Origin of the sequence: Nostoc sp., assembly GCF_036917155.1 — a bacterium.
Lineage (GTDB): Bacteria > Cyanobacteriota > Cyanobacteriia > Cyanobacteriales > Nostocaceae > Nostoc.
The window spans coordinates 44,610-70,362 of record NZ_JBALDZ010000027.1 but is presented as its reverse complement, the minus strand read 5'-3'; the positions used below and the strand labels follow the sequence as shown (position 1 = coordinate 70,362).

Genomic DNA, 25,753 nt, shown 5'->3' with positions numbered 1-25,753 from the left:
GATGTTTGAATGGTTTATTCGACACACTACCTTTGATTTTGCCACTCTTAAAATGTACGGAGTTTTTTCAAAAATCAAATAGGATTCCTATATAAATACAGTGCTTCTCTTGAAACTTGATGTTAGAATCAATAATATTCTACGTAAATCGTGAGAATAAAATTTCAAGCCACAAACATTTTTGTATAAAACAAAACTCAACCAAAATTTTATTAGTTGAGTCTATGTAAGTGGCAGGGAACTATAGAATACAACACAAAAAATTTGAAGATTGAACGTTATTGCTTTTTTTCCGGCAGCTGTAGAGTCCACACGTAGCTTATGGCGTATTGGACAAACAGTACTGGGTATAATATTTCGTCATCCCATTACTGGCACTAGTATCATCCCAATTTTACCTGATGGTCGAATAGTACTGATCCGGCGGCGTGACGATGGTCTTTGGGCATTGCCTGGAGGAATAGTGGATTGGGGAGAAGATATTCCCAATACAGTCCGCCGGGAATTGATGGAGGAAACTGGGCTAGACTTAGTGAAAATTAACCGTTTGGTAGGAGTTTACTCTGCACCAGACCGCGATCCCAGAATCCATTCAATTTGTATTGTGGTTGAAGCCGAGGTGCATGGGACAATGGAAATTAAGGATACTTTGGAAGTTATGGAAATCCAAGCTTTCTCTCCCAGTTTCCTACCTTCAGAACAGATGTCTCACGACCATACTCGGCAGTTGCAAGACTACTTGAAGGGCTTGACAACATTGGCATAATAATCCTTGGTCATTAGTCATTAGTCCTTTGTCATTTGCTGCCAAAGTTATGATCTAAAGAAGCATCTCTTTTCTACAAGAGGCTGCGCGAACGGCTCAAACTTCTCTCTTTGTAATTTGTCCAAAACTAATAACCAATGACCAATGACTAATGACTATTTATTATGGTGCTAAAAGTTAACTACTAAATTAAAATGGATACACTATTCCGTAACTCCCGGAGAAAGCTTTCTCAAGGGCTAATATTCTGGCGTGAAGTCGGTGAAAAAACTCCTATAATTTTTTTACATGGTGCTTGGAATGAGAGCAGTCAATGGTTATCTGTGATGGAGTCTCTTGCACAAGATTTTCATTGTTTTGCACCTGATTTATTAGGGTTTGGTGAATCAGAGAATCCGAATATCCACCATTCGATAGATTTACAAGTTGAGTGTCTAGCTGAGTTTTTGCAAGCTGTCAAGCTAGAAAAAGTATATTTAGTGGGGCATTCTCTTGGTGGTTGGGTTGCTGCTAGCTATGCTTTAAAGTATCCAGAGAAAGTTGAAGGTGTGGTATTGCTAGCACCAGAGGGTGTCGAGATAGCAGGACAAGAACAGCATTGCCGGAAGATGCGGCGATTATTGAATTATCCACCACTAATAGTTAAATTGTTGCGATCGCTAATTCCCTTAACTAAAGTTCTGGGTTGGCATGAAAAAATTGCCCAGGATTTGCAATTACGTCAGGAATTGTCGCGTTTCCCCATAGCTTGTCAGTTACTTTTCAAACGGCGACAAGTAGAAATTGAGGCGGAATTAGTGCAAAAGCGGCTTTATATGATAGATGCCCCAGTTTTTATTTTACAAGGTGGTCAAGATACACCAGATGCTTTAGCCAAAAGTCGGGTTTATGCTCAACTGATGCCGAAAGTAGAGTTAAAAATGATTGCCCATGCTGGAAATGATTTACCAGAATCTTCTGCTGGGGTTGTGGCGATGGAGATTCGGGAGTTTATTGAAGGTATTTTAAAAAGCCATAATTTCAACGAATTAAACTAGCTCATTAAGAGTTTGCTGCCAATCCACTACACATATTCCTTCGCTCTCAAACCGTGATATGTGTTTCAAGTTTGTTGTCACAACTATGACTTGATCAAAACTCTTTAATTGGAGAATTGCTTGAGCAGCAAGAATTACATCACCATCCAAACTTTCATTGCTTGCTGTAGGCTTCCCCTGGTTTCGTACCCATGCCCATAATTCGGCTGCTTTTCGCATTGTTTCGGGAGTCAGTGGTATAAGACAAATTTGACTAAGTTTATTGAGGTGATCTATACTCTTCTGTTTTCCTTGTCTCAATAGTTCACGCCGAAGCTCATAATCGGCTATTTCTGGCACACGTATAACAGTTTCAGTTTTCTGTAAAGATTTCAACCACTGTTGGACTTTTTGGTTTACTTTTGGATGTGTTACTTGACTCAAAGGATGAGTGTCTAGCAATATAGCTCTACCCATCTAAGTTTTTATAGTGATAACTGATTTTGGTTCAAAGCTGTCTCAATCTGTGGGTATGTTTGCTCATCGTATCCAGATTCATCAGCCATCCATTCGTCAACCAGTTCTATTACCCTTTCTAAGGAGTCATCCCCTTTTGCTTCCGATTTAGAAAATTGGACAACTTGATATTCATCTAAATTAATGTGTTCTAAGTTTCCTGAGAAAATAGCGGATCTGATCTGACCTCTTATACTCGACCCCGGAATCACAGGGGAGGATACAGCAGCGATATCAATGTCTTTCGTTTCACTAGAAACAGATATTGCTCTTTGATAGCTTCCAACACTCAAAATATTGGACAGTGGAGAAGATTTTTCCTCAATCAACGCATTGATTATTGCCCTAACTTTGAAAAGATCCACTAAAGAAAGGGCAGCGAGTTGTTGCATAATTACATAAAGCGATGATGCTTTGGGCATAACTTCACTATGGGTAAACTTCTCTCTTCATTTTATTCCATCTGTGCTATCATCCATTACTATTTCGCGCATTCCCCAAAAAATTAAATTGGGTTCTACAATCCAACCTGCTGCAATTTCAGGATATAAGACTTGTAGATAGTTGACTAATAAAGTGCGATCGCCCCCTTTAATTGCAATCTTACCATCAGGAAATAACTGCCACCACGCCTTAATAAAATCTTTAATTCCGGCTAATACTGTGTAAATTACTCCACTTTGAATTGCTTCTGTAGTATTAAGTGCAAAACGTGGTGGTAGAGATGCGAATTTTCGCGTTTCTACAAATGGTAATTGTCCTGTTTGTTGACCGAGACTTGCAAATTGTAAACCTAGTCCTGGCAAAATTGCACCTCCAACTAGAGACTCATTAGCATCCGCAGCGGTAAAAGTCAGCGCTGTACCAGCATCAATTACCAACATGGGAAAACCCCAAGTTTTCCCCGCACCCCACAAAGCTAAAGCGCGGTCAATTCCCAGCGTGGGATAAACATTTTTGAGTGGTACTTGCTCTAATGTAATAACGCGAGTATTTGGGTAAGTTTGCCAAATAGCAGTTTGGCTGGGAACTACGGAGGCGAGGAGGAGGGGAGGGGGGGATGAGGGGGATGAGGAAGTATTTTCTACCCTAATTTTCTGATAGGGTGGAGAAATTGCCAGTAGTAAATGATCCAGGGTTTGACATTTAGCTAACTGTTGTATGCCAGACTCAGCTAGATGGTCGCTATCCCAAGCTGAGTAAAGCTTTTTGCCAATAAACAACGCCCAATGTAGCCGAGAGTTCCCAATTTCTAATGCTAGCCAAACTTCCCTCATCTCCCCAATCCCTCTGCGGTTTCACACTTTTAACTTTTTTAAGTAAGCTATAGGTTTTTTAATAAAAGTTAACATTCAAGCCGTGTCAGAATAAAATAAGAGGAAGAAATACTCATTGTATTAAGGAGGGGAGTTATGGTAGCGCTCACCAAAAAAACTGAAAAACGGCTCACCATACAGCAGGTGGAAATCGCTCAAGAGACGACGGCTATTCGCTCTTTGGATTGGGATCGCGATCGCTTCGATATTGAGTTTGGTCTGCAAAACGGTACTACTTATAACTCGTTTATCATTCGCGGGGAGCAGACTGCCTTAGTTGATACCTCCCACGAAAAGTTTCGTCAACTATATTTTGATACACTCACGGGATTAATTAACCCAAAAGAAATAGATTATTTGATTATCAGCCACACCGAGCCAGACCATAGCGGTTTAGTTAAAGATTTGCTGCTTATGGCTCCAGAAATAACCGTTGTCGGTTCTAAAGTGGCAATTCAGTTTCTTGAGGATTTGGTACATCAGCCATTTAAACGGCGAATTGTGAAAAATGGCGATCGCTTAGATTTGGGTAATGGTCATGAATTTGAATTCGTGATTGCCCCAAATTTACATTGGCCCGATACCATCTTCAGCTTTGACCACAAAACCAAAGTTCTCTACACCTGCGATGCCTTTGGGCTACACTACTGCTCAGATAGCACCTTTGATGAAAACTTGGCAGCGATCGAAGAAGACTTTCATTACTACTACGATTGCTTGATGGGGCCAAATGCACGCTCAGTTCTGTCTGCCCTGAAGCGGATGGCGGAACTGAAAACCATCGGCATGATTGCCACAGGACACGGGCCACTGTTATCTCACAATGTTGAAGAACTAGTTGGACGTTACCGCACTTGGAGCCAAACCCAAGCCAAGCCAGAAACAGCAGTTGGAATATTTTACGTTTCCGAATACGGATATAGCGATCGCCTCGCCCAAGCAATTGCCAATGGTATCGGTAAAACTGGTGTTGCCGTGGAAATCGTCGATTTGGGGTCTGAAGTCGATTTACAAGAACTGCGGGAACTAGTTAGCCGCTGTGCTGGACTAATCGTTGGTCTACCTCCGGCTTCTGGTGCTGCGAGTATTCAAGCTGCACTCAGCACAGTTTTAGGATCTGCTAAAGAAAAGCAAGCCATCGGCGTATTTGAAACTGGCGGTGGCGATGATGAACCGATAGATCCTTTGGTGAGTAAATTCCGCAATTTGGGTTTGACAACAGTTTTTCCAGCGATTCGGATTAAAGAAACACCTACGGAAAATACTTACAAGCTGTGTGAAGAAGCGGGTACAGACTTAGCTCAATGGGTAACACGCGATCGCAGCATCAAAGCCATGAAATCTCTTGGTGCTGACTTAGATAAAGCATTAGGTAGAATTAGCGGTGGGTTATATATCATCACTGCCAAAAAAGGCGATGTATCCAGTGCCATGTTAGCCTCCTGGGTTGCTCAAGCCAGCTTTAAACCCTTGGGATTTTCCATTGCAGTAGCCAAAGATCGGGCAATTGAATCACTTATGCAGGTAGGCGATCGCTTTGTTCTCAACATCTTAGAAGAAGGCAATTTCCAACCACTCATGAAGCACTTTTTGAAGCGGTTCGCCCCTGGTGCAGATCGTTTTGAAGGTGTGAGAACCCAGCCAGCCGAAAATGGTGCCCCCATCCTCAACGACGCCCTTGCCTACATGGAGTGCGAAGTCACCAGTAGAATGGATTGTGGCGACCACTGGGCAGTATACAGCACAGTCTACGCCGGACGGGTTTCTAAACCAGAAGCTTTGACTGCTGTGCATCACCGTAAAGTCGGAAACCACTATTAAAAGGGGGAGTGGGGAGTAGGGAGTAGGGAGTGGTGTTTCCTACTTCTTATTGCCCATTCCCCCAAAAGTTATGTCAGAAAGCATTACTAAAAAAGGGAATACGGAGTGGTGATTCCGACTTATTATTCCCTACTCCCCACTCCCTACTCCCTACTCCCTACTCCCTACTCCCTATGTCACAAAATAAACCCCGTGATGTTCAAGTTTATCCAATAGCTACAGATACAAGAATACTGCGATCGCGCAGTTGGTCAAGGCTCAGATTTGAAATTGAATACGCTCTTGCTAGGGGTACAACTGCTAACTCTTATTTAATCGAAAGCGATAAAACTGCCATTATCGATCCTCCAGGGGAAACGTTTACGCAAATTTATTTAGAAGCTTTACAGCAACGTTTCCATTTTGAAGATTTAGATTATGTAATTTTGGGACACGTAAATCCTAACCGAGCTACAACTTTAAAAGCTTTGTTGGAAATTGCCCCGCAAATCACCTTCGTGTGTTCTAATCCAGGGGCGATAAATTTACGTGCGGCGCTGGAAAATCCAGATTTGCAAATTCTTGTAATGCGGGGTGAAGAAACTCTAGATTTGGGTAACGGGCATAATTTACAATTTATTCCCACCCCCAATCCTCGCTATGCAGATCAACTTTGCACCTACGATCCGCAAACAGAAATTCTGTACACAGATAAGTTATTTGGGGCCCATGTTTGTGGAGATCAGGTATTTGATGAAGGTTGGGAAGTATATAACGAGGATCGGCGCTATTATTTTGATTGCCTCATGGCTCCCCACGCCCGTCAAGTTGAAACAGCGCTGGATAAACTTGTCGATTTTCCCGTGAGAATGTATGCCAATGGGCATGGGCCTTTGGTGCGCTATGGTTTAATTGAACTGACTAAAGCTTATCGGGAATGGAGTCAACAGCAAACATCTGCTGACTTGACAGTGGCGTTAATTTATGCTTCAGCTTATGGGAATACAGCCACATTAGCCCAAGCGATCGCTCGTGGCATTACAAAAGCTGGTGTCGCTGTAGAATCAATTAACTGCGAATTTACTGAACCAGAAGAAATCCGTGCGGCTGTGGAAAAATCTGCTGGTTTCATCATCGGTTCTCCTACCCTCGGCGGTCATGCACCGACACCCGTGCAAACAGCTTTAGGAATTGTGCTATCCACCGCTACTAACAATAAACTCGCTGCTGCTTTTGGTTCCTTTGGCTGGAGTGGGGAAGCAGTTGATTTAATTGAGAGTAAATTAAAAGATGCTGGCTATCGGTTTGGTTTTGACACCATCCGCGTCAAATTCAAACCCGACGATGCTACCCTGCAATTGTGTGAAGAAGCTGGAACTGACTTTGCCCAAGCACTGAAGAAAGCAAGAAAAGTGCGTCCTGCGCTTCGCAGCAGCGCTTCGCTATCGCCAAGTCAACCTGCAACAACTGTAGAACAAGCAGTTGGGCGCATTGTCGGTTCTCTTTGTGTTTTGACAGCAAAAGAAGGCGATCGCTCCAGTGCCATGTTAGCTTCTTGGGTATCTCAAGCTAGCTTTAGTCCACCTGGTTTAACTATCGCCGTCGCCAAAGACCGCGCAGTAGAAACACTGACACATACAGGAAACAAATTTGTCCTCAATATTCTTAAAGAAGGGAATCATTTGGGATTGATGAAGCACTTCCTCAAACCTTTTGGTCCAGGACAAGACCGATTTGCTGATGTCGCCACTCAAGAAACTGAAAGCGGTTCTCCCATACTTACGGATGCCCTAGCATATCTTGAATGTTCCGTACAAAACCGGATGGAGTCTGGCGACCATTGGCTAGTTTATGCGACTGTCGAGAGTGGCAAATTGTTAGATACTGATGGCGTTACAGCCGTGCATCATCGCAAGTCGGCAACTCATTATTAATTGGGCATTGGGCATTGGTTATTAATTATTCTGAGGAAGGGCGGCGTTTCTTTGGTTTGAGATGCGATCGCTAAAAACTAGACCTCAAAATTTAGCCATCAATAGGCGTTTTGACCATACACACGTAATGACGTTTTTATCAACATATATTAGTTGACCGGCGCTCTAGAGACAGGATGAAGTTTTGCATCTTAATTTAATCCACGTTCCTAAGGGCATTGATTGAATCGATGCCGCAAGCAACAAAAAACATGACCTGGTGCGTGGCTATTTGCTAAAGCTGTAAATTTGCTGTGTCTCCAAACGATCGCTAATCGATGAAGGCAGTGTACCATCGGTGAATATCTGCCGATCTAGTTGGACTTGTAAATTACTCAAAGGATCGCAACCAGAAGAAATCAGAAATTCTAGTTTTTGGATGTATGGCAAAGTAGCGAGGTTATCCAGAATTTGAAAGACCGCTTGTACATAAGGATGACCATCTTGGCGATACCAATCACAGCTAGCAACTTTTGGCTGATCCAAACCCAAGTGTACTGTTAAAGATGGCTCGTCAAATATAGCGATCGCTAAGGGACGCGCTTCTTCTTGCAAGAATAAATCATTACTTCTTGCTAAGTGTCGCAGTTTTTCTAAGCGTTCATAGCGTTCCGTCACAGCTTCCGGGTCATCTTGCCAGTGGATTGCTACTGTTACTAAATAAGTCTGTAACAGCATGTGACCCAGCTTTTTCGCCTTTGTCGCCAGATAATAGGAATTGTACTCGGTTGCCTCAATTAACAATGGTAAGCGATCGACTACTTCCAATCCATAGCCCTTGACTCCAGCAATTTTACGGGGATTATTGGTAATCAAGCGAATCTTTTTGATGCCCAAGTCCATGAGCATTTGTGCCCCCATTCCGTAGTCTCGCAAGTCAGCGGGAAATCCTAAACGCTCATTTGCCTCTACTGTATCCAGCCCCATATCCTGTAATGAGTAGGCTTTCAGCTTGTTAATCAAGCCGATTCCCCGCCCTTCTTGGCGTAGGTATACAACTACACCTTGACCAGCAGCCTCAATCATTTTCAGTGCAGCTTGCAACTGCATCCGACAGTCGCAGCGCAAAGAACCCAAAGCATCACCAGTTAAGCATTCTGAGTGCATCCGCACCATTACTGCCTCATCTTTGAAGTTAGCTGGATCGCCCTTGACAATTGCAACGTGTTCTGTATTATCTAAAGTATGGCGATAGGCGTAAATTTCAAACTGGCCAAATTGACTAGGCAGCTTGGTAATCACCTCACGATACACTAGGCGATCGTGCTGTAGGCGATAACTGATTAAATCCGCAATACTAATAATTTTTAAATTGTGACGTTTAGCATATTCAACTAATTGCTGTAACCGCGCCATTGAACCATCGGGGTTTTGAATTTCACAAATTACCCCAGCTGGGTATAGCCCTGCTAGTCGAGATAAGTCCACAGCCGCTTCCGTATGCCCTGCGCGTTTGAGTACACCTCCAGTCTTAGCCCGAATGGGAAAAATATGACCAGGACGACGTAAATCGGTGGGTTTCGTGGCTGGATTGAGAGTAACCTGGATAGTGCGGGCGCGGTCTTCAGCTGAGATGCCTGTGGTTACACCTAATTCTGGCCCGGCATCAATACTGACAGTGAAGGCAGTTTGGTTAGTATCTGTAATGTTGCTTACCATCAAAGGTAAGTCTAGCTCGTCTAGGCGATCGCCTGTCATTGCCAAACAAATCAATCCTCTCGCTTCCACCGCCATGAAATTAATCGTGTCGGGTGTGGCAAATTGGGCAGCACAAATCAAGTCGCCTTCATTTTCTCTATTTTCATCATCTACCACTACAATGACGCGACCAGCTTTTAGGTCTGCTAAGGCGGCATCAATCGAATCAAATTTAAAAGCTTGGGTAGTATTAGGCTGTGACACAGAAAGATTTCCAGCTATAAACGTAAATTTTTTTTACAATTTCTCCTTTTAGATTGTAGCTCCTTTATAAGGCAGAGAAGTAGACTAGCAATAATTTGATCGCATGACAAGAATTTTTGTCATTAAAAGTAGGGATAAAGTGCAGCGACAGTAAAGGATGAGGGGGATGAGGGGGATGAGGGGGATGAGGGGGATGAGGGGGATGAGGGGGATGAGGGGGATGAGGAAGAATTTACTTCCTCTGTTCCCCCTGCTCCCTCATCTCCCCCATCTCCCCCATCCCCCCCATCTCCTCCTGCTCCCCCATCTCCCCCATCTCCTCCTGCTCCCCCATCCCCCCGTTTGGGGCATTTTGTGTGCTACGCGTCTAGTCGCTGATATTGTTGATAGCTGAGAACGAATTAACCATTCATGGGATAAGGATTTCAGATCATGGGCAAATTTAGACGCGTACCCGTTGGGATTGTTGGCGCGTCGGGCTATGGCGGAGTACAGTTAGTACGACTACTGATGGATCATGCAGAAGTCGAACTGGTTTATTTAGGTGGTGAGAGTAGTATCGGGAAATCCTTCGGGGATCTCTACCCGCATCTAGCTCATGCAACTAACCTGCTAATAGAGGCTGTAGAACCAGAAATAATTGCTCACCGCTGTGAAGTAGTTTTCCTGTCTTTACCAAATGGTCTGGCTTGCCAAATCGCGCCGAAACTGTTGGAAAAAGGATGTAAAGTCATAGATTTGAGTGCAGACTATCGGTTTAGTAATTTGACAACTTATACAAATTGGTATGGCATTGAGAGAAGCGATCGCACAATTGCAGCAACAGCAATTTATGGATTACCAGAACTTTATCGCGATCGCATTGCCGAAGCTCAACTCGTTGGCTGTCCTGGTTCCTATCCCACTGCTAGTCTCCTTGCACTTTCGCCACTCTTAAAGCAAGGCTTAATCGTACCAGAAACAGCTATTATCGATGCCAAGTCCGGCACATCTAGCAGTGGACGACAGCCTCAAACCAACTTATTACTAGCTGAAGCAGACAACTCGATAGCAGCTTTCAACGTCGGTCGTCACCGTCATACCCCAGAAATTGAGCAAATTTGCAGTGACTTAGCTGGTCACGAACTCATGATTCAATTTACACCGCACCTGATCCCAATGGTACGCGGGATTTTGGCAACGGTATATGCCAAAATGAGCGATCCTGGTCTAGTGCGAGATGACTTAATCACAATTTTCTCAGCCTTCTACCGTAACTCTCCTTGGGTAAAAGTCTGTGGTAGCGGTATTTACCCCCAAACCAAATGGGCTAACGGCAGCAATCTTTGTTACATCGGTGTAGAAGTTGACCCGCGCACAGGTCGCGTAATTGTCATGTCAGCAATTGACAATCTAATTAAAGGACAGGCGGGACAAGCGATTCAGTGTCTAAACCTGATGATGGGCTGGGATGAAACCTTGGGGTTGCCGAAGTTGGGGTTTTATCCGTAAATCAGTTAGGAGTGGAAATCAGTTAGGAGTGGAAATCAGTTAGGAGTTAGGAGTGATGAGTGATTAGTTATGAATTAAAAACTCCTAACTCCTAACTCCTAACTCCTAACTCCTAACTCCTAACTCCTAACTCCTAACTCCTAACTCCTAACTCCTAACTCTCTCTACTTCGGCCCTAACCCCACAGCACCAGCATAAACGGCGCGATCGCCTAATTGATCTTCAATTCGCAGCAAGCGATTATATTTTGCTACGCGTTCGCTGCGACACAGAGAACCTGTTTTGATTTGACCGGCACGGGTTGCTACAGCTAAATCAGCGATCGTTGTGTCTTCGGTTTCACCAGAACGATGGCTAATTACTGAACGGATACTGTTGCGAGTCGCCAAATCAATCGTTTCTAAGGTTTCGGTAAGTGAACCAATTTGATTGAGTTTAATCAAAATGGCATTAGCAGCTTTTTCTTGGATGCCTCTTTGTAAGCGGGTGGCATTGGTAACAAACAAATCATCCCCTACTAACTGCACCCGCGAACCTAACTTCTGGGTGAGTAATTGCCAACTTTGCCAATCTTCTTCGTGCAAGCCATCCTCAATTGACACAATTGGATATTGGTCAACTAGTTGTCCTAAATAATCAATAAACTCAGCCGGGGCGTGAGGTTTACCATCGTAAACATACTGACCATTCTTGTAAAATTCGCTAGCCGCTACATCCAACGCCAAAGCGACTTCTTCCCCTGGCTTATAACCAGCTTTCTTAATGGCAGCAACCAGCAATTCCAAAGCTACTTGATTGGACTCTAAATTAGGGGCAAAACCACCTTCATCGCCCACACCAGTAAGCAAACCCTTTTCATCTAATACCTGACTAAGAGTAGCAAACACCTCTGCACCCCAGCGCAATGCTTCCCGAAAGGAAGTTGCGCCAATTGGGACAATCATAAACTCTTGAAAATCCACGTTATTTGAGGCGTGTGCGCCACCGTTAATCACGTTCATCAACGGCACTGGTAGCAAATTCGCTAAAGGGCCACCCAAATAGCGATATAGAGGAATTTCTAGAGATTCGGCACCAGCTTTAGCAGCTGCTAAAGAAACCCCCAAAATCGCATTAGCGCCCAAATTGGATTTGTTAGCAGAACCATCTATCGCGATCATTGTGCGGTCTAGCAGTTCTTGGTTGAGGACATCCAAGCCTACCAATTGCGGTGCAAGTGCTTCTTTGACGTTTTGTACTGCCTTGAGTACACCTTTGCCCCCGTAACGGCTTTTATCGCCATCACGCAGTTCGTGAGCCTCAAAAGTGCCAGTGGAGGCACCACTGGGAACCTGCGCCAGTCCGACAACACCGTTGGCTAAATGCACTTCGGCTTCAATTGTCGGTCTACCGCGTGAATCAAGAATTTCACGGGCTGCGATCGCCTCAATGGCAGTATCTAGAAATTTACTCATCTGTACTTTATCCTTTATTCGAGTGTGTTACGCATCCAGTCCAGTTGCCTAACCCAATCGTTAGCATAGGCGGTTAAGAGGCGTTATCGGCTGAGATTAAAGAAGATTTCCATTATAGGGATCGGAATCAATGCCAAAAATGGTTAATTAGACATCTCCAGAAATTAAATATGCGTTATCCAGAGTCCTTGTAGAGACGTAGCAGTGCTACGTCTCTACATTCATTTTCACCAGATGTCTATTGTTTATCCTGTCCTTTACTTTTTAATTCTTTCTGTGAAAGCATTTTTACCTTCAGACTTTGAGCTAGGTAAAATGTTGGCAGAGAATAACACTAAATCAATTACAGAGAAAAGGTCAATATGCGATTACTACACACAATGCTGCGGGTAGGCAACCTTGAAGAGTCCTTGAAGTTCTACTGTGAAGTTCTAGGAATGAAACTGCTGCGCCGAAAAGATTATCCAGGAGGAGAATTTACCCTGGCTTTTGTTGGCTATGGTGATGAAAGCGATAACGCGGTGATCGAACTAACCTACAACTGGGGAGTGGAAAAATACGAATTGGGTAATGCTTATGGTCACATTGCCCTTGGCGTTGATGATATTTATTCTACGTGTCAGGAAATCCGCAATCAGGGCGGTAAAGTAGTGCGCGAACCAGGGGCAATGAAACATGGTTCAACGGTAATTGCTTTTGTGGAAGATCCAGATGGGTATAAAATTGAACTGATTCAACTGGGAAGTCAAGGGTCAATAGTCAAACAGGAATCACAAGAGCAACTTGTGAGTCAGTAATTCTTATAAGGGATTTCCAAAAAAATAAATTATCCGCTAGTGTGGAATATCACGTGAACTACCCCAACCTAAGACGGACGAGGCTTCCCAATTCATCGGGAACAGCCTCTATTGTCTTCCTAGTACTAGAAAGTCTGACATTCCCTCCTCTTGTCAGGAGTCCTGGTTCCCAAGACCCAAATCTTTCTCTTGTGACACTTACCTATACAGCTTGGTTTTCGCTTACGACATTGGTGGTCAAGACCCAATAATTTTATCAGAAAATTTTGGTGCTTCGTCATACATAAGCGTATTTGTTTTTGCTGACGCAAAAAAAACAATACTGGATGCAATCCTCACTTCGTGACGCTTTGCGAACACCCCCCGCTCACAATCCCCACCTTATGAGTACATTGAAGGTGGGGACTTCCGCGACACGTTAAACTATCACCAATTACCAAGCCAAAATTGCCACCGGAGATACACACGGATATACGCTGAGAATGCTTGGATAATTAGGGACTGGGGACTAGTGACTAGGAATTAGTGACTAGAGAAAAGTTTTTCCAATCCCCAATCCCCACTCCCAATCCCTAAACTAAAAATCAAAATTCCAAAATTCTAAAGATGCAACCTACAGATCCAAATAAATTTACTGATAAAGCCTGGGAAGGAATTGTTAAATCTCAGGATATAGTACGTGCTTATCAACAACAGCAACTAGATGTTGAACATTTAATTATTGCCCTGTTAGAAGAACCCACGAGTTTAGCAATCCGTATCCTGGCGCGATCTGAGGTCGATCCAATCCGCTTACAGGAACAGCTAGAAGCCTTTACCCAACGTCAGCCCAAAGTTGGTAAAAGTGATCAGCTTTACCTTAGCCGCAGTTTAGATGTTTTACTAGACCGAGCCGAGGAAGCTAGAGCCAGGATGAAAGACTCCTACATTTCAGTAGAACATATACTCTTGGCATTTGCTGAAGACGATCGCATTGGACGAAAGATCCTCAAAGGCTTTAGTGCTGATGCCGCTAAACTAGAAGCTACGATCAAAGCCGTTCGCGGTAGCCAAAAGGTGACAGATCAAAGCCCAGAATCCCGCTATGAAGCTTTACAAAAATTTGGCAGAGATTTGACAGAACAGGCAAAAGCGGGAAAACTCGACCCGGTGATTGGGCGGGATGACGAAATTCGGCGGGTAATTCAAGTTTTGTCTCGTCGTAGCAAAAATAACCCCGTATTGATTGGTGAACCTGGGGTAGGTAAAACTGCGATCGCAGAAGCTTTGGCACAGCGAATGGTAAATGGTGACGTTCCCGAATCTCTGAAAAATCGCCAACTCATCTCTTTAGATATGGGTAGTTTGATTGCTGGGGCCAAATACCGAGGTGAATTTGAAGACCGTCTAAAATCTGTTCTCCGGGAAGTTACGGAATCTAATGGTCAAATCGTCCTGTTTATTGACGAACTGCATACCGTAGTTGGTACAGGTTCCAACCAACAAGGGGCAATGGATGCCGGAAATCTGCTCAAACCGATGCTGGCGCGGGGAGAACTGCGTTGTATTGGCGCTACTACCCTCGACGAGTTCCGCAAACACATAGAAAAAGATGCCGCCCTAGAACGCCGCTTTCAGCAAGTATTTGTCGATCAGCCAACCGTGGAAAATACTATTTCCATTCTGCGAGGATTGAAAGAACGCTATGAAGTGCATCACAACGTCAAAATTTCTGATTCGGCTTTGGTAGCAGCAGCAACCCTGTCAGCGCGTTATATTAGCGATCGCTTCCTACCAGATAAAGCCATCGACTTAGTGGATGAAGCAGCAGCCCAGTTGAAAATGGAGATTACCTCCAAACCAGCCGAATTGGAAACCATTGATCGCCGCCTCATGCAGTTAGAAATGGAAAAACTGTCATTAGCTGGCGAAGAAAAGGGTACTCCCCAAACTAAAGAACGTTTAGAACGAATTGAGCAAGAAATCGCCAATTTAACGGAAAAACAGCTGACATTTAACGAGCAATGGCAAGGTGAAAAGCAGATACTTGAGGCTATAAGCGCCTTAAAGAAAGAAGAAGATGCGCTGCGAGTGCAAATTGAACAGGCGGAACGTGCTTATGATTTGAATAAAGCTGCCCAACTGAAGTATGGCAAATTGGAGGGAGTGCAGCGCGATCGCGAAGCCAAAGAAGCGAACCTTTTAGAAATTCAAAACCAAGGTTCCACGTTGCTGCGAGAACAAGTCACCGAAGCCGATATTGCCGAAATCGTCGCCAAATGGACAGGAATCCCCGTCAATCGCCTATTGGAATCAGAACGGCAAAAATTACTGCAACTAGAAAGTCATTTGCATCAACGAGTCATTGGACAAGAAGAGGCTGTAGAAGCAGTAGCAGCCGCAATTCGTCGCGCCCGTGCGGGGATGAAAGATCCCTCTCGTCCCATTGGTTCATTTTTGTTCATGGGCCCTACAGGTGTGGGCAAAACCGAACTCGCCCGCGCATTAGCTCAGTTTCTCTTTGATTCTGATGATGCATTGGTGCGCTTAGATATGTCTGAGTATATGGAAAAACACTCAGTTTCTCGGTTAGTCGGTGCGCCTCCAGGATATGTAGGATATGAAGAAGGGGGTCAACTTTCCGAGGCGGTTCGCCGCCGTCCTTACTCAGTGGTGCTGCTGGATGAAGTGGAAAAGGCGCACCCCGATGTGTTTAATATTTTATTGCAAGTGTTAGATGATGGGAGAGTTACTGACTCTCAAGGAAGGACAGTAGATTTTCGTAACACTGTTATTGTCATGACCAGTAACATTGGTAGCGAACATATCTTGGATATATCTGGTGATGATTCCAAGTATGAAACAATGCGGGTTAGGGTAATGGAAGCATTGCGATCGCATTTCCGCCCCGAATTTCTCACCCGCCTTGATGATATTATTCTCTTCCATGCCCTCAGTCGCACGGAAATGCGGCATATCATCCGTATTCAACTCAAACGGGTAGAAAATCTCCTCCGTGAGCAAAAAATCTTCTTTGAGATATCCCAATCAGCTTGCGATCACCTTGTCGAATCAGGTTATGACCCAGTTTACGGTGCCCGCCCACTCAAACGGGCAATTCAGCGAGAAGTAGAAAACCCCCTCGCCACCAAGTTATTGGAAAATACTTTTATCTCTGGAGACACCATAATCATTGACAAAAATGAAAATGGTCTGTCTTTTAGTAAAAAAGCGCCTGTTAAAGTGTCAGTCCCGCAAAGCATTGTCACGTTAGTTAAGTCAGCACCCGAATCTTGACACACTCCCCGGCGTGAACGCACGAGGATTCTAGCCTCAAACAGCAATTGCAGGCATAGCCTGTCTGACATCACCTAAGCCAATGGTTGATGCCCCAACCATTTGAATATTACGTGCGGCGTTCTCGTCACGTCCATTCACGGACTGACAAGAGGGACAACGCCACTCTCTCACCGACAAATCTAGTTTTTCTAGAACGTGTCCACAATGAGAACAAGTCTTACTGCTGGGATACCCTTGGTCGATGAAAACAACCAATTTATTTTTCTTTTTGGCAACCCATTCTAAGATTTGGACAAACTCACCAAACGCTAAGTCTGATATCTTCCGTCCCCAAAGGCGTTGCATCCCCTTGAGGTTGAGCGTTTCAAAACACAGTACATCGAACTTATCGGTTAAGTCATGCGCTAATTTCCACGCGCCATCGCGCCTACGGTTGGAAATATCTTCATATTTGCGTACTAGATTTTTTCTCGCTCGTTCCCGATTGGAGGAACCCTTTAGTTTTCTGGAATGGTGACGACTCGCATTGGCTACTATTTTCAGCGATTGCTTGAGAAATTGGGGAGACTCAATTGTTGTACCATCTGAGCAGGTGAGAAATGTCTTTAACCCAAAATCAAAACCAGCGATTTTACCCGTCTTAACTTCAACTTTTGGTTTACTGCCTTCATCAACAACCACAACCATAAACAACTCACCTAATGGTGTGCGCTTGATAGTTAAAGTTTTGACCGTTCCCTCAATCTCTCTAGACTTCCAAAACTGATAAACTCGACTACCAATTTTAACTCGATTACCACCCAGAAACTTATAACCAGCTTGCTTTAAGGTGAATGATTTATATTTTCTGACCTTTTTAAACCCCGGTGGTCGAACCCCCTTTTTATTGTGTTTAAAAAATAACTGGTAGGCTTTCTCAATGCGCTGGCAAATATCTTGTACTGCTTGAGAGCCTACTGATTGCCAGAACTCTTTACGCTTCCGCAATTTGGCAATGTGACCCTGAATTTTAGCACAATTCAAGTGTTTTCCCCACATCCGGTAGTAGCGTTTGTGGAGAGCAATACAATGGTTGTAGATTATCCCAGCAGCATTAATTGACCGCTTCAGAAATCTATTCCGCTTGTGTTGATATAATTTGAACTTCAGTGTTTTCATGCTAATATTGTACAGCATATAGCCGGAATAATCAATGAAGAAGCGATTAGATTTTAGGATCGAAGAATTTGAGTTTCAGATTCTTGAAGAATATTGCGAATTAGTGGGGCGAACAAAAACCGATGTTCTTAGAGAATTGATTAGAAGTCTAAAGATGAAGAAAAAGCCGTTGTAGAACGACGGGGCTTTAAACCCAATTTTTCGGTAAAATTAAGGGCTTGAAACCCGCCTAGGCGGGTTTTGCCTGTGTAGCCGCGACTTCCAGTCGCCCGGTGCAAGATATGAATTAACTGAAGCACAACTATTACTGGGTAATTCATAATACAGCGAGTAAAATAGCAAGAACAGATTTACTGTCCTGGTGGCTCCTATTATGAAAGTAATTCAAGCTCTTGCTCGTTATTTTCCAGATAAATGTGGTGGTATTCAAGTAAACCTCAACGAGTTACTGCCAAAATTACGAACCCATGATGTTGACATCCAGATAGCAGCGGCTAGTAACGGTTCCCAAAAAGAAGAGACTTATAAATATAACGATGTAGAAGTTTATCGATATCCTGTATTTCCCGCGCCCAAAACACAACCCAATCATGGGCAATTTCCACATGGGAAATTTGAATATTTCGCTAATTGGTTAACTAACCAAAAAGCAGACATATATCACCAGCACCACTGGGAAGTATATTGTGGTTTGCCTCATTTGCGATTAGCTAAAGAATTAGGCATGGCAACAGTGTTGACAGTACACTATGCCGTACCCTTATGCCAGCGAATTACTTTGATGTTCAACGGACAAAAAGTTTGTGATGGCAAAATTGATGTGGTGCGGTGTTCTCAGTGTGCCGATACTTTGAGCAAAAAGCTACCTGCTCCAATGGTCAAAAGTTTGAGCCATTTTCCCTTGGATCTTCTCAGTCGCCTACCTTTGCCTACCAGTGCATATCTTCCAGCCTCAGTAGACGATGGTAATCTGGGAAGGTTTGTACGTCCTTTTGTCGTGCCTGCTTATGTTGCTGCGCGTCAAAATAGTTTGCTAAAAATGGCCAAATATGCTGATCGTATTGTGACAGTGTGTGATTGGCTTTATAAAGCTCTACTCATCAACGGCATCCCTGAAGAAAAACTTATTCTCTCTCGACATGGAATTTCTTATACTGCACAAGAAAAATCACTACAGATAAAACAGCAATCAGACCCTTTAAAAGTAGTTTTTTTAGGACGCTGGGATATATATAAGGGTATCGATATTTTAGTACAGGCAGTTAAAGATTTACCTGAGCAAGTCAAGATTGAGTTAGTCATTCATGGAATAACGCAGGATGAACGATATCGCCAAAAAATCTTTAATTTGATCGCAAATGATCCTCGGATTCGTGTAAATAAAGAACTAACTAGAGTTGAACTCCCTCAGACTCTAGCTAACTATGACTTACTGGCTGTACCTTCTCAATGCCTGGAAACTGGACCTTTGGTTGTATTAGAAGCCCACTCTCTATCTGTACCTGTCATCGGCTCTAACTTGGGGGGTATTGCTGAACTTGTTAGACATGGCATTGATGGTTGGTTAGTTACTGCTAACGATACTAAGGCTTGGACTCATGCTCTTGAGCGATTAGCAACAGATACTAATTTACTTAATACACTGCGCCAAGGTATTAAACCTGTTCGCACAGTAAATGTGCAGGCAGCAGATTTAGCAACCATATATAATAACCTGCAAAAGCAGGCAGAAGAGAAGAAACAAGAAAGTTTTTAAGCCGCTTCCATATTAATTTCTTTACCCTCTGCCTTTCTTATGCTGAACATCAAACATTTTCTTCATCGAGTACAAAACAAGATTTGGCGACTATACAATCAGAAATTGCCAGAATTTATGAGTAGGTTGCAGTTTTTTTGGCTATTGTATATTGGTAGTAAGCCAATGAATATTAATCAGAAATCCGCGATGGTAATTGCACCGCACCAGGATGATGAAGTTTTGGGGTGTGGTGGTTTGATTAGACTCAAGCGGGAACAGAATGTGCCAGTCCAGATTGTTTTTGTCACAGATGGAGCAGCAAGTCATGGCAAACATCCCAAGTTTCAATCTGGTGAAATGGTTCCCATTCGTAAGCAGGAAGCGCTTTGTGCTTTAAGCATCTTAGGCATCGACAAGAGCCAAATTTACTTTCTCGACAAACCAGATAGTCAGCTTCAATATCTAGATGCAAGCAAGCGCCAACAAACAATTGAACAACTTGCTCAACTCCTGAAATCTTTCCAGCCTGGGGAGGTTTATGTGACTCACCGCCAAGACCGTATTAAAGACCACGAAGTAACTTATGAATTAGTTAAAGCGGCGATTCAATACTCTGAAATTGAGGTTGACATTTTACAATACCCTATTTGGATTCTCTGGAAATCTTTACTCTTCCGTGACCTGAAACTAGATGAATTAGCATCTGCTCACCGTATATCTATTCATTCTGTTCAAAGCAAGAAAATAGAGGCGCTTGAAGCCTATCGCTCCCAGTGCCTACCTATTGATGCTGAAACTTCTGCTGTACTAAAGCCTGATTTCCTACGGCGATTTTTCGTACCGTATGAAATTTTTTTCAAACCGCCTTCTTTGCTGTCAAATCAATAATCTAATAGATAAGACCTCTTGCAAAAGGTAAAGGTGTAGGCTTCCCTAAATTCAAAAGGAAACATGTCTCCAAGCAGTCCTACAAAACCAACCTGACCAACGGCAATATTCAGGTAATAGAGAATCATTTAAAGCTTCCAAAGCTAGGATGGGTGAAGTTTCACAAGTCTCAGGAAATTAAAGGATCGCTTGTAAACGTTACTATAACTCGCACTACCTCAGGTAAATATATTGCTAGTATTTTATGTGAAACAGAGATTGAGAAACATCCCCAAGTCACTCAAATATTCTCACCAACTTACTTAAGAATATTTACTCTGCCACCTCCCTGTAGTGGCTACGGTGTATACACAAGTCTGAAATAGTTCACTCACCTGGTTTTTCGTGTCAGTTTTACCCCACCCTAACCCTCCCCTTATAAAGGGGAGGGAACTAGATTTATTTTCCCCCCTTTCTAAGGGGGGATTAAGGGGGGTAATTTGACTTGTGTATACACGGTAGCTGTAGTGGGGAGGTTTTAAATTTCTTCATATTATTTTGACACCAACTGATATTTTTACTTGAACACGTGGGTAATATAACTTTAGTATGCTGACAATATCTTCATAAAGCTACCTTTGGATGGAATAGATTTCTACAAAGTTAATTTTAAGTCATACTATTTACCTATAAAAGTGAGCTTAATTGCCTGGAAATGCAGGTTTTTTCTGTGAAATCAGTATTCTATAAAAGGAACAATTTTTCTTTCATAAGCAGGTATAAATTCAAGAATTTCGAGAAGATCAGTATTTTTCGGTATTAACCAAAAAATCAACCCATGATATAAATCGAATAAACCGTATTTGTTAATTTGCTAATGCATTTTTAGCAATGTTCAAGCAAGGTCAATTTTAACACAAATCAAAAGTCTAACTTTGACTTAAAAATTACCTAACAGGCTTAATTACCTATAGAACTAACATCCTCAAATCTGTAATCAAACACTTGGCAGGGAAGCTTCTATGTCTGTAAGACGCAAGTTATTCAAGGCAGTAAGATTTTCTTTAAAAAAACTTAGAAAACAGTTTTTATCTACAATCAAAAAGCAACTTATTTGGCTACTAAGAACCATTTTCACTACTAAGAGAAAGCGTAGTGCGGGAAATGCTGGGTTTATTTTGCCAACTGTAGTAATGGTAACACTAGTAGTTGTGTTACTGACTACCGCAATTTTATTTAGGTCTTTTGAGCGCTCTAAAAACGCCAGTAATACCCGCGTGAATGAGGCTACTCTCAATTCTGCAACCCCAGCAATTGATCGTGCTAGAGCTAAATTAAACAAGCTATTTCAAGATGGACGGCTACCACGAGCTACGCCAACAGATGATGCGTTGTACTCTACTTTGACGACTAATATACCAGAATATACCTTTGGCGATGAAACTCAACTGACACTAACTACAAGCTCAACGTATCAGGGCGAACGAACCCAACTGCAAACGGCATGGCAATATCCAGTCGATACCGATAACAATGGTAAATTTGATAGCTACACTCTTTATGGCATCTACTTTACAAATCCTCCGATAACGAATGGCGCATATCAAAATGCTAGAAACTCCTTAGAGGCGAGAACTCCACCAATGGCGGCCGGTGGTTTGAGTGGAGATTGTGGAGATACTTCAACAAGTGCCAGTTTAGTAGGTAATACTGGCTGGTTTAATATCAATGGCCAACTGAAAAAAAGCTTCTTTGCTTACACCGCAACTGTTCCTATTACTAGTACACCTGCTGATACTACTAATTATGAGCAATATAAAGGCAATAAAGGTTTCTCTGCCCTAGAGTATCAACAAGACCGCGTGCAACTTCTTTTGGTTAACAACGCAGTTATTTATGAGGATGATATCAACCTCACTCCAGGTCCTACCTTCAACCTGAATGGGCGGATTTTTACCAATAGTAACTTCCTGACTGGGGGAGGATCAGGAATTACCCTATATCAGGTTAGTAGTAAAGCATCATGTTACTATACAGCCGATAATGCCAAAATAGTTGTTGGTGGTAATACGGCCGCTGGTGGATTTACAGATTCTAGTGATATATCTCCCAGTACCGCAGTACATTTATTCCAGGGAACAAGCAGCAACCCGACTGGAGTTAATTTTCAAAAATCAGTTACCCAGGGTCCGAATGTTATAGCTTATAACAGTCTAGCTTATGTGCAGCGTATCAATAGCTTAGTTTCTGCACAGATGGCTAATAATGCTAGTACTGATCCGACAGAGGTTAGTAATGGCATTAACCAGGAATATCAGAAGAGTGGCTTCACAGCATCACATTTCACAGCAGTAGAACAAGCTCAGTTCCGCCAACAACAGCTAGAGCTTTACTTTCAAAAGCGCACCCGCCGTGTACCTTTTACAGAGGTTGGTTTTAATAGTGATGCTTTGGGTAGTTATAAAACAACCAGCCCACTAAATGGTAGTGGCGATACGCTACGTCCACCAGATATTTGGATTTATCCAACTGACCCCAGCGATGGTAAAACGACAGGTACTAACTACACTGAACTGACACTGAATACAACAAGTGGTGGCACAAAGCTTCAACCGACTGCAACTGAACCAACTACTCTACAAAAAGACCCAGACGGTAAAGAGGTATTTTTAGGCGATCGCATTTCAGTTGGTAATAATTTACCTCAACTCTGGTGGAATCAAACAAGCTCAAGCTTTGTTGGGCCAAATCCACAAGACACCCAAAATATCACAGGTATTACATGGGATAACACTGGAGGAGGAACTCGCACTCGTCGTACCCTCGTAGAGCAATTGGCTGATTTGGGAGCTACAGACAGAGATGGAGACTGGGAATTGGCAGCAGCTAGTATCCCAACAAATCCACAAGATCCTGTAGGTGGCTTACGAGTAGTTACTGGTGGTGGAATTTATTTACCTAGTAGCTATACCACCACAGGTAGTGCTACTGATACAGACTTTTCCACAGCCGCTAGTGTCACCACAAATATCTGGTCAGACATGATGCCAGTTGCCTCACAAAATGCTGCAACTAATACTAGTACGAAAGATAATACTATTGTATTAGCCAACGGCTCAAACTCACTAAAATCAGGTATTACGACTGCTGTAAGAGGTTCTAACACTGATCAGCAACTACTAGACAAATACACGCCCTACCTGCGGATGCGGGCAACAGCAGTTTATCACTACAACATTGCAAGTTACAACCAACAGACTCCAGCGCCTATTGCTTGTGTTAGTAGCTACTATGATCCAACGAATAGCATTACAGCCAGGAACAAAACAGGTTTAGCTGATGTATCTCCTATAAACTTCCCCAACTTGGATGGTACAAATAATGGCAATTCCAATAACGGTATAGTCTACAATCCTCCCGACACAGCTAACGGTGAAACAACTTATGCGGCAGTGCTTAGTTATCAAGCCCAATTGAAGTATCCCAATGGGCGTTGGGTGAATCAGCTACTTCAAAATGCTTTGGCAAAAACTGCGGCTAACCGTACTCTCTCACAAAGGTCTGCTGTTGAATCTGCACTTTGCGCCATCCAAATTTTAGACGGCACTATTACCGTTCAAAGTCCTCTTGCTATTCCTCACGGTGCAATCATGGAAACTGCCTTTCTCGATCCCAGGCAAGTTAAGGCAATTCATGCTGATGGTACATCTGGTATAAATACATTCACTAATGCAGATGGTTATACATTACCTGATGGAACAACAACAATTCAAGCAAGTGTACCAGCAGCCGCTGACTACGATCTTGCCCTTACAGATCGTCAACCCCTAGAAATTCGCGCCACAGTATTAGATGTTAATCAGCTGCGAGGAAAAACTATTAGTGGTGGTGTAACAGCAACAGAATACTTATTGCCAAATAGCGGCATTATCTATGCTACCCGTGATGATGCGCTTTTGGATGCAAGTGCAGCTGCAACGGCAGGAAACCAAACGACAGTAAGTCCTGTTGACTATATACTTGACCCAACTCGCCGTCCTAACGCCATTATGTTGGTCAATGGGGGAAAAATCTGGCGTACAAACTCTTATAGAGACACAGAAAAAGGGCTAATTTTGGCTTCTAATATACCTGTATATGTTAAGGGTGACTTTAATCTTCACACCCAAGAAGAATTCACAACTGCATTGCAAGATAATTGGGGCAACTTTTATGATCGCACCGGACTCAACGTTAACTTTGCCTGTCGTTCGGGAGATCCCAGGCTACCAAATTGTGCTACTGGGGATGAATGGCGACCTGCAAGCGTGATAGCTGATGCTGTAACCCTACTTTCTAATAGCTTTCAGTTGGGTTTCCGCAATGATGGAGACTATGACTTGAACAATAACTTAGGGGATACTAATTCTATTACCAATTTTAAAAATAATGGCTTTTTTACCAACGCCAACGTCACCAATGCTAGCTGGTATAACAGCAGCGGTATCCCAAATATCTCTAGTTCTTACCTTAATAACTTTGTCACACCAATTCAGCGACGGGGAAATTTCAACGAGTACTTAATGGAAGTTTGTCCGAAATTACCTGTTTCGGCGTGTACATTACCTACAGACTGGTATGTTCACTATGACCCAATAAACTCAGCTAATAATAAATACTCTTGGCAAATTCCACCTGATGGTAATTCAGATTGGTCAATTTCAACCTTAAATGCAGGTACAACGGCTGTACCAGCAGCAAGTTCAATATCGACCTACCCCCGTCGAGTTGCCTTTGAACGTGATAATGCTTCTACTCCTGTTGGCAACCTAATTTTTCGTGGTACTGATGGCAACGTGTCTACTAGTGGTGGTAGTCCTTCACCCTTGGGAGTTGATACGACAAATAAAGTGGCAAAATTTTACTATGGGGGTAGTAATAACTATGGGAATGGCAACCCGCGACAATCCACTACTGCTTTATGGTTCAAGACCAATGACTCAAACAATTCAGCCGACAAATCTTTAATCATAGACAGTAGCGCCCCTACTTTGCAAGCTCAACCCCGCTTGTCACCAGTCTTACAAATCAATATACCTTTTGGGAGTCCTGGCTCACCCGATACTACAAGAATAGGCCCAGGAAGTGGTAAAACCCCGAATCACTACAATTGGCTACAATTGGCTACCTCAACCACCTTCAACTTAGCCGCAGCAGCTGGAGATACACCTGCACGATCCAATGAAGATAATGGTGGTTTACACAACTTTGTGAGGTTTATGGAGGACTGGAACTCAGACGATAGTACAGCAAATGCTACCCCGGCGAGGATTAGCGGCTCTTTTATCCAGTTCAAGCGCAGTGCTTTTGCTACTGGGCCGTTTACGGCAACTTTAAGCGGAGCATATCCAATCGCTGGTAATAGTGGTCAAGCTCCTTTCTACATAGCTCCTAAACGGCAGTGGGGTTATGATGTAGCGTTGCTTTCTCAGTCGCCTGACTTGTTTGCTCAAAAATTGGTGAGAACCCCAGATGATTTGCCAAACGAGTACTTCCGGGAAGTTGGTCGAGATGACTCCTGGGTGGCAACTTTGTTATGTGCGAAAAAACCCGATACTAGTGACCCTACTAGCTTTACTACTCCTGCAATTGATGAAGATCAACGTGGTAATTGCCCATCATAGAACTTTAGAAGCTGGTG

17 protein-coding genes are annotated in these 25,753 nt (G+C 43.1%); 10 read left to right on the top strand and 7 right to left on the bottom strand.

All coding sequences use genetic code 11. From position 1 onward, the window contains the following. Positions 1-271 precede the first annotated feature (271 nt). A complete protein-coding gene (locus V7K67_RS04585) occupies positions 272-766 on the top strand; it encodes an NUDIX hydrolase (RefSeq protein ID WP_334731080.1) in 495 nt (164 codons plus the stop codon). 194 nt (positions 767-960) lie between these two features. After that, on the top strand, positions 961-1,803 hold the full coding sequence (locus tag V7K67_RS04580) for an alpha/beta fold hydrolase (protein WP_334731079.1): 843 nt from the start codon (positions 961-963) through the stop codon (positions 1,801-1,803). Here V7K67_RS04580 and V7K67_RS04575 read toward each other — a convergent pair. The 3 genes from V7K67_RS04575 to V7K67_RS04565 are packed head-to-tail and all read right to left on the bottom strand — an operon-like array spanning position 1,795 to position 3,575. Next, entirely contained in the window at positions 1,795-2,259 is a 465-nt protein-coding gene (locus V7K67_RS04575; RefSeq protein WP_335150215.1) for a type II toxin-antitoxin system VapC family toxin, read from the bottom strand. The genes V7K67_RS04580 and V7K67_RS04575 overlap by 9 nt on opposite strands. Positions 2,260-2,267: 8 nt before the next feature. Then, positions 2,268-2,690, bottom strand: coding sequence for a hypothetical protein (locus V7K67_RS04570; RefSeq protein WP_335165400.1), 423 nt, complete (start codon positions 2,688-2,690; stop codon positions 2,268-2,270). Between the two features lie 57 nt (positions 2,691-2,747). After that, on the bottom strand, positions 2,748-3,575 hold the full coding sequence (locus V7K67_RS04565; RefSeq protein WP_335165398.1) for a pantothenate kinase: 828 nt from the start codon (positions 3,573-3,575) through the stop codon (positions 2,748-2,750). A 135-nt stretch (positions 3,576-3,710) separates the two neighbouring features. Between V7K67_RS04565 and V7K67_RS04560 the strand changes: the two genes are divergently transcribed. Together V7K67_RS04560 and V7K67_RS04555 are read left to right on the top strand one after the other, a co-directional pair. Then, positions 3,711-5,435 carry a diflavin flavoprotein gene (locus tag V7K67_RS04560; protein ID WP_334731076.1) on the top strand — a complete coding sequence of 575 codons (1,725 nt, stop codon included), beginning with the start codon at positions 3,711-3,713 and terminating at the stop codon, positions 5,433-5,435. Positions 5,436-5,608: 173 nt separating this feature from the next. Next, on the top strand, positions 5,609-7,348 hold the full coding sequence (locus tag V7K67_RS04555; protein WP_334731075.1) for a diflavin flavoprotein: 1,740 nt from the start codon (positions 5,609-5,611) through the stop codon (positions 7,346-7,348). 267 nt (positions 7,349-7,615) lie between these two features. On the opposite strand, the gene ribBA is transcribed toward V7K67_RS04555, so the two are convergent. Continuing rightward, a complete protein-coding gene (gene ribBA / locus V7K67_RS04550; protein ID WP_334731074.1) occupies positions 7,616-9,289 on the bottom strand; it encodes a bifunctional 3,4-dihydroxy-2-butanone-4-phosphate synthase/GTP cyclohydrolase II in 1,674 nt (557 codons plus the stop codon). A gap of 432 nt (positions 9,290-9,721) precedes the next feature. On the opposite strand from ribBA, the gene argC reads away from it, so the two are divergent. Continuing rightward, positions 9,722-10,780: an N-acetyl-gamma-glutamyl-phosphate reductase gene (gene argC / locus V7K67_RS04545; RefSeq protein WP_335165396.1), complete on the top strand. Its 1,059-nt coding sequence runs from the start codon at positions 9,722-9,724 to the stop codon at positions 10,778-10,780. Positions 10,781-10,944: 164 nt separating this feature from the next. Here argC and eno read toward each other — a convergent pair whose 3' ends face one another. Continuing rightward, complete coding sequence (eno, locus tag V7K67_RS04540; protein ID WP_334731072.1) at positions 10,945-12,234, bottom strand: phosphopyruvate hydratase; 1,290 nt, start codon at positions 12,232-12,234, stop codon at positions 10,945-10,947. A 362-nt stretch (positions 12,235-12,596) separates the two neighbouring features. On the opposite strand from eno, the gene gloA reads away from it, so the two are divergent. Next, the gene (gene gloA, locus V7K67_RS04535) at positions 12,597-13,031 is read left to right on the top strand and encodes a lactoylglutathione lyase (RefSeq protein WP_334731071.1); all 435 of its coding nucleotides are present in this window, start codon (positions 12,597-12,599) and stop codon (positions 13,029-13,031) included. Between the two features lie 606 nt (positions 13,032-13,637). Next, positions 13,638-16,307: an ATP-dependent chaperone ClpB gene (gene clpB / locus V7K67_RS04530; RefSeq protein WP_334711018.1), complete on the top strand. Its 2,670-nt coding sequence runs from the start codon at positions 13,638-13,640 to the stop codon at positions 16,305-16,307. A 36-nt stretch (positions 16,308-16,343) separates the two neighbouring features. Here the strand turns inward: clpB and V7K67_RS04525 are convergent, their stop codons facing one another. Next, entirely contained in the window at positions 16,344-17,468 is a 1,125-nt protein-coding gene (locus tag V7K67_RS04525; RefSeq protein ID WP_335165393.1) for an RNA-guided endonuclease InsQ/TnpB family protein, read from the bottom strand. 140 nt (positions 17,469-17,608) lie between these two features. Further along, positions 17,609-17,788: a hypothetical protein gene (locus V7K67_RS04520; protein ID WP_335165391.1), complete on the bottom strand. Its 180-nt coding sequence runs from the start codon at positions 17,786-17,788 to the stop codon at positions 17,609-17,611. A 53-nt stretch (positions 17,789-17,841) separates the two neighbouring features. Between V7K67_RS04520 and V7K67_RS04515 the strand changes: the two genes are divergently transcribed. The 3 genes from V7K67_RS04515 to hpsA all read left to right on the top strand — a co-directional run bounded on the left by V7K67_RS04515 (position 17,842) and on the right by hpsA (position 25,736). After that, entirely contained in the window at positions 17,842-19,224 is a 1,383-nt protein-coding gene (locus tag V7K67_RS04515) for a glycosyltransferase (RefSeq protein ID WP_334731068.1), read from the top strand. Positions 19,225-19,389: 165 nt separating this feature from the next. Then, positions 19,390-20,094 (top strand): PIG-L deacetylase family protein, encoded by a 705-nt coding sequence (locus V7K67_RS04510; protein ID WP_334731067.1) that lies wholly within the window; start codon positions 19,390-19,392, stop codon positions 20,092-20,094. Positions 20,095-21,095: 1,001 nt separating this feature from the next. Continuing rightward, positions 21,096-25,736, top strand: coding sequence for a hormogonium polysaccharide biosynthesis protein HpsA (gene hpsA / locus V7K67_RS04505; RefSeq protein ID WP_335165388.1), 4,641 nt, complete (start codon positions 21,096-21,098; stop codon positions 25,734-25,736). Positions 25,737-25,753: the final 17 nt, after the last annotated feature.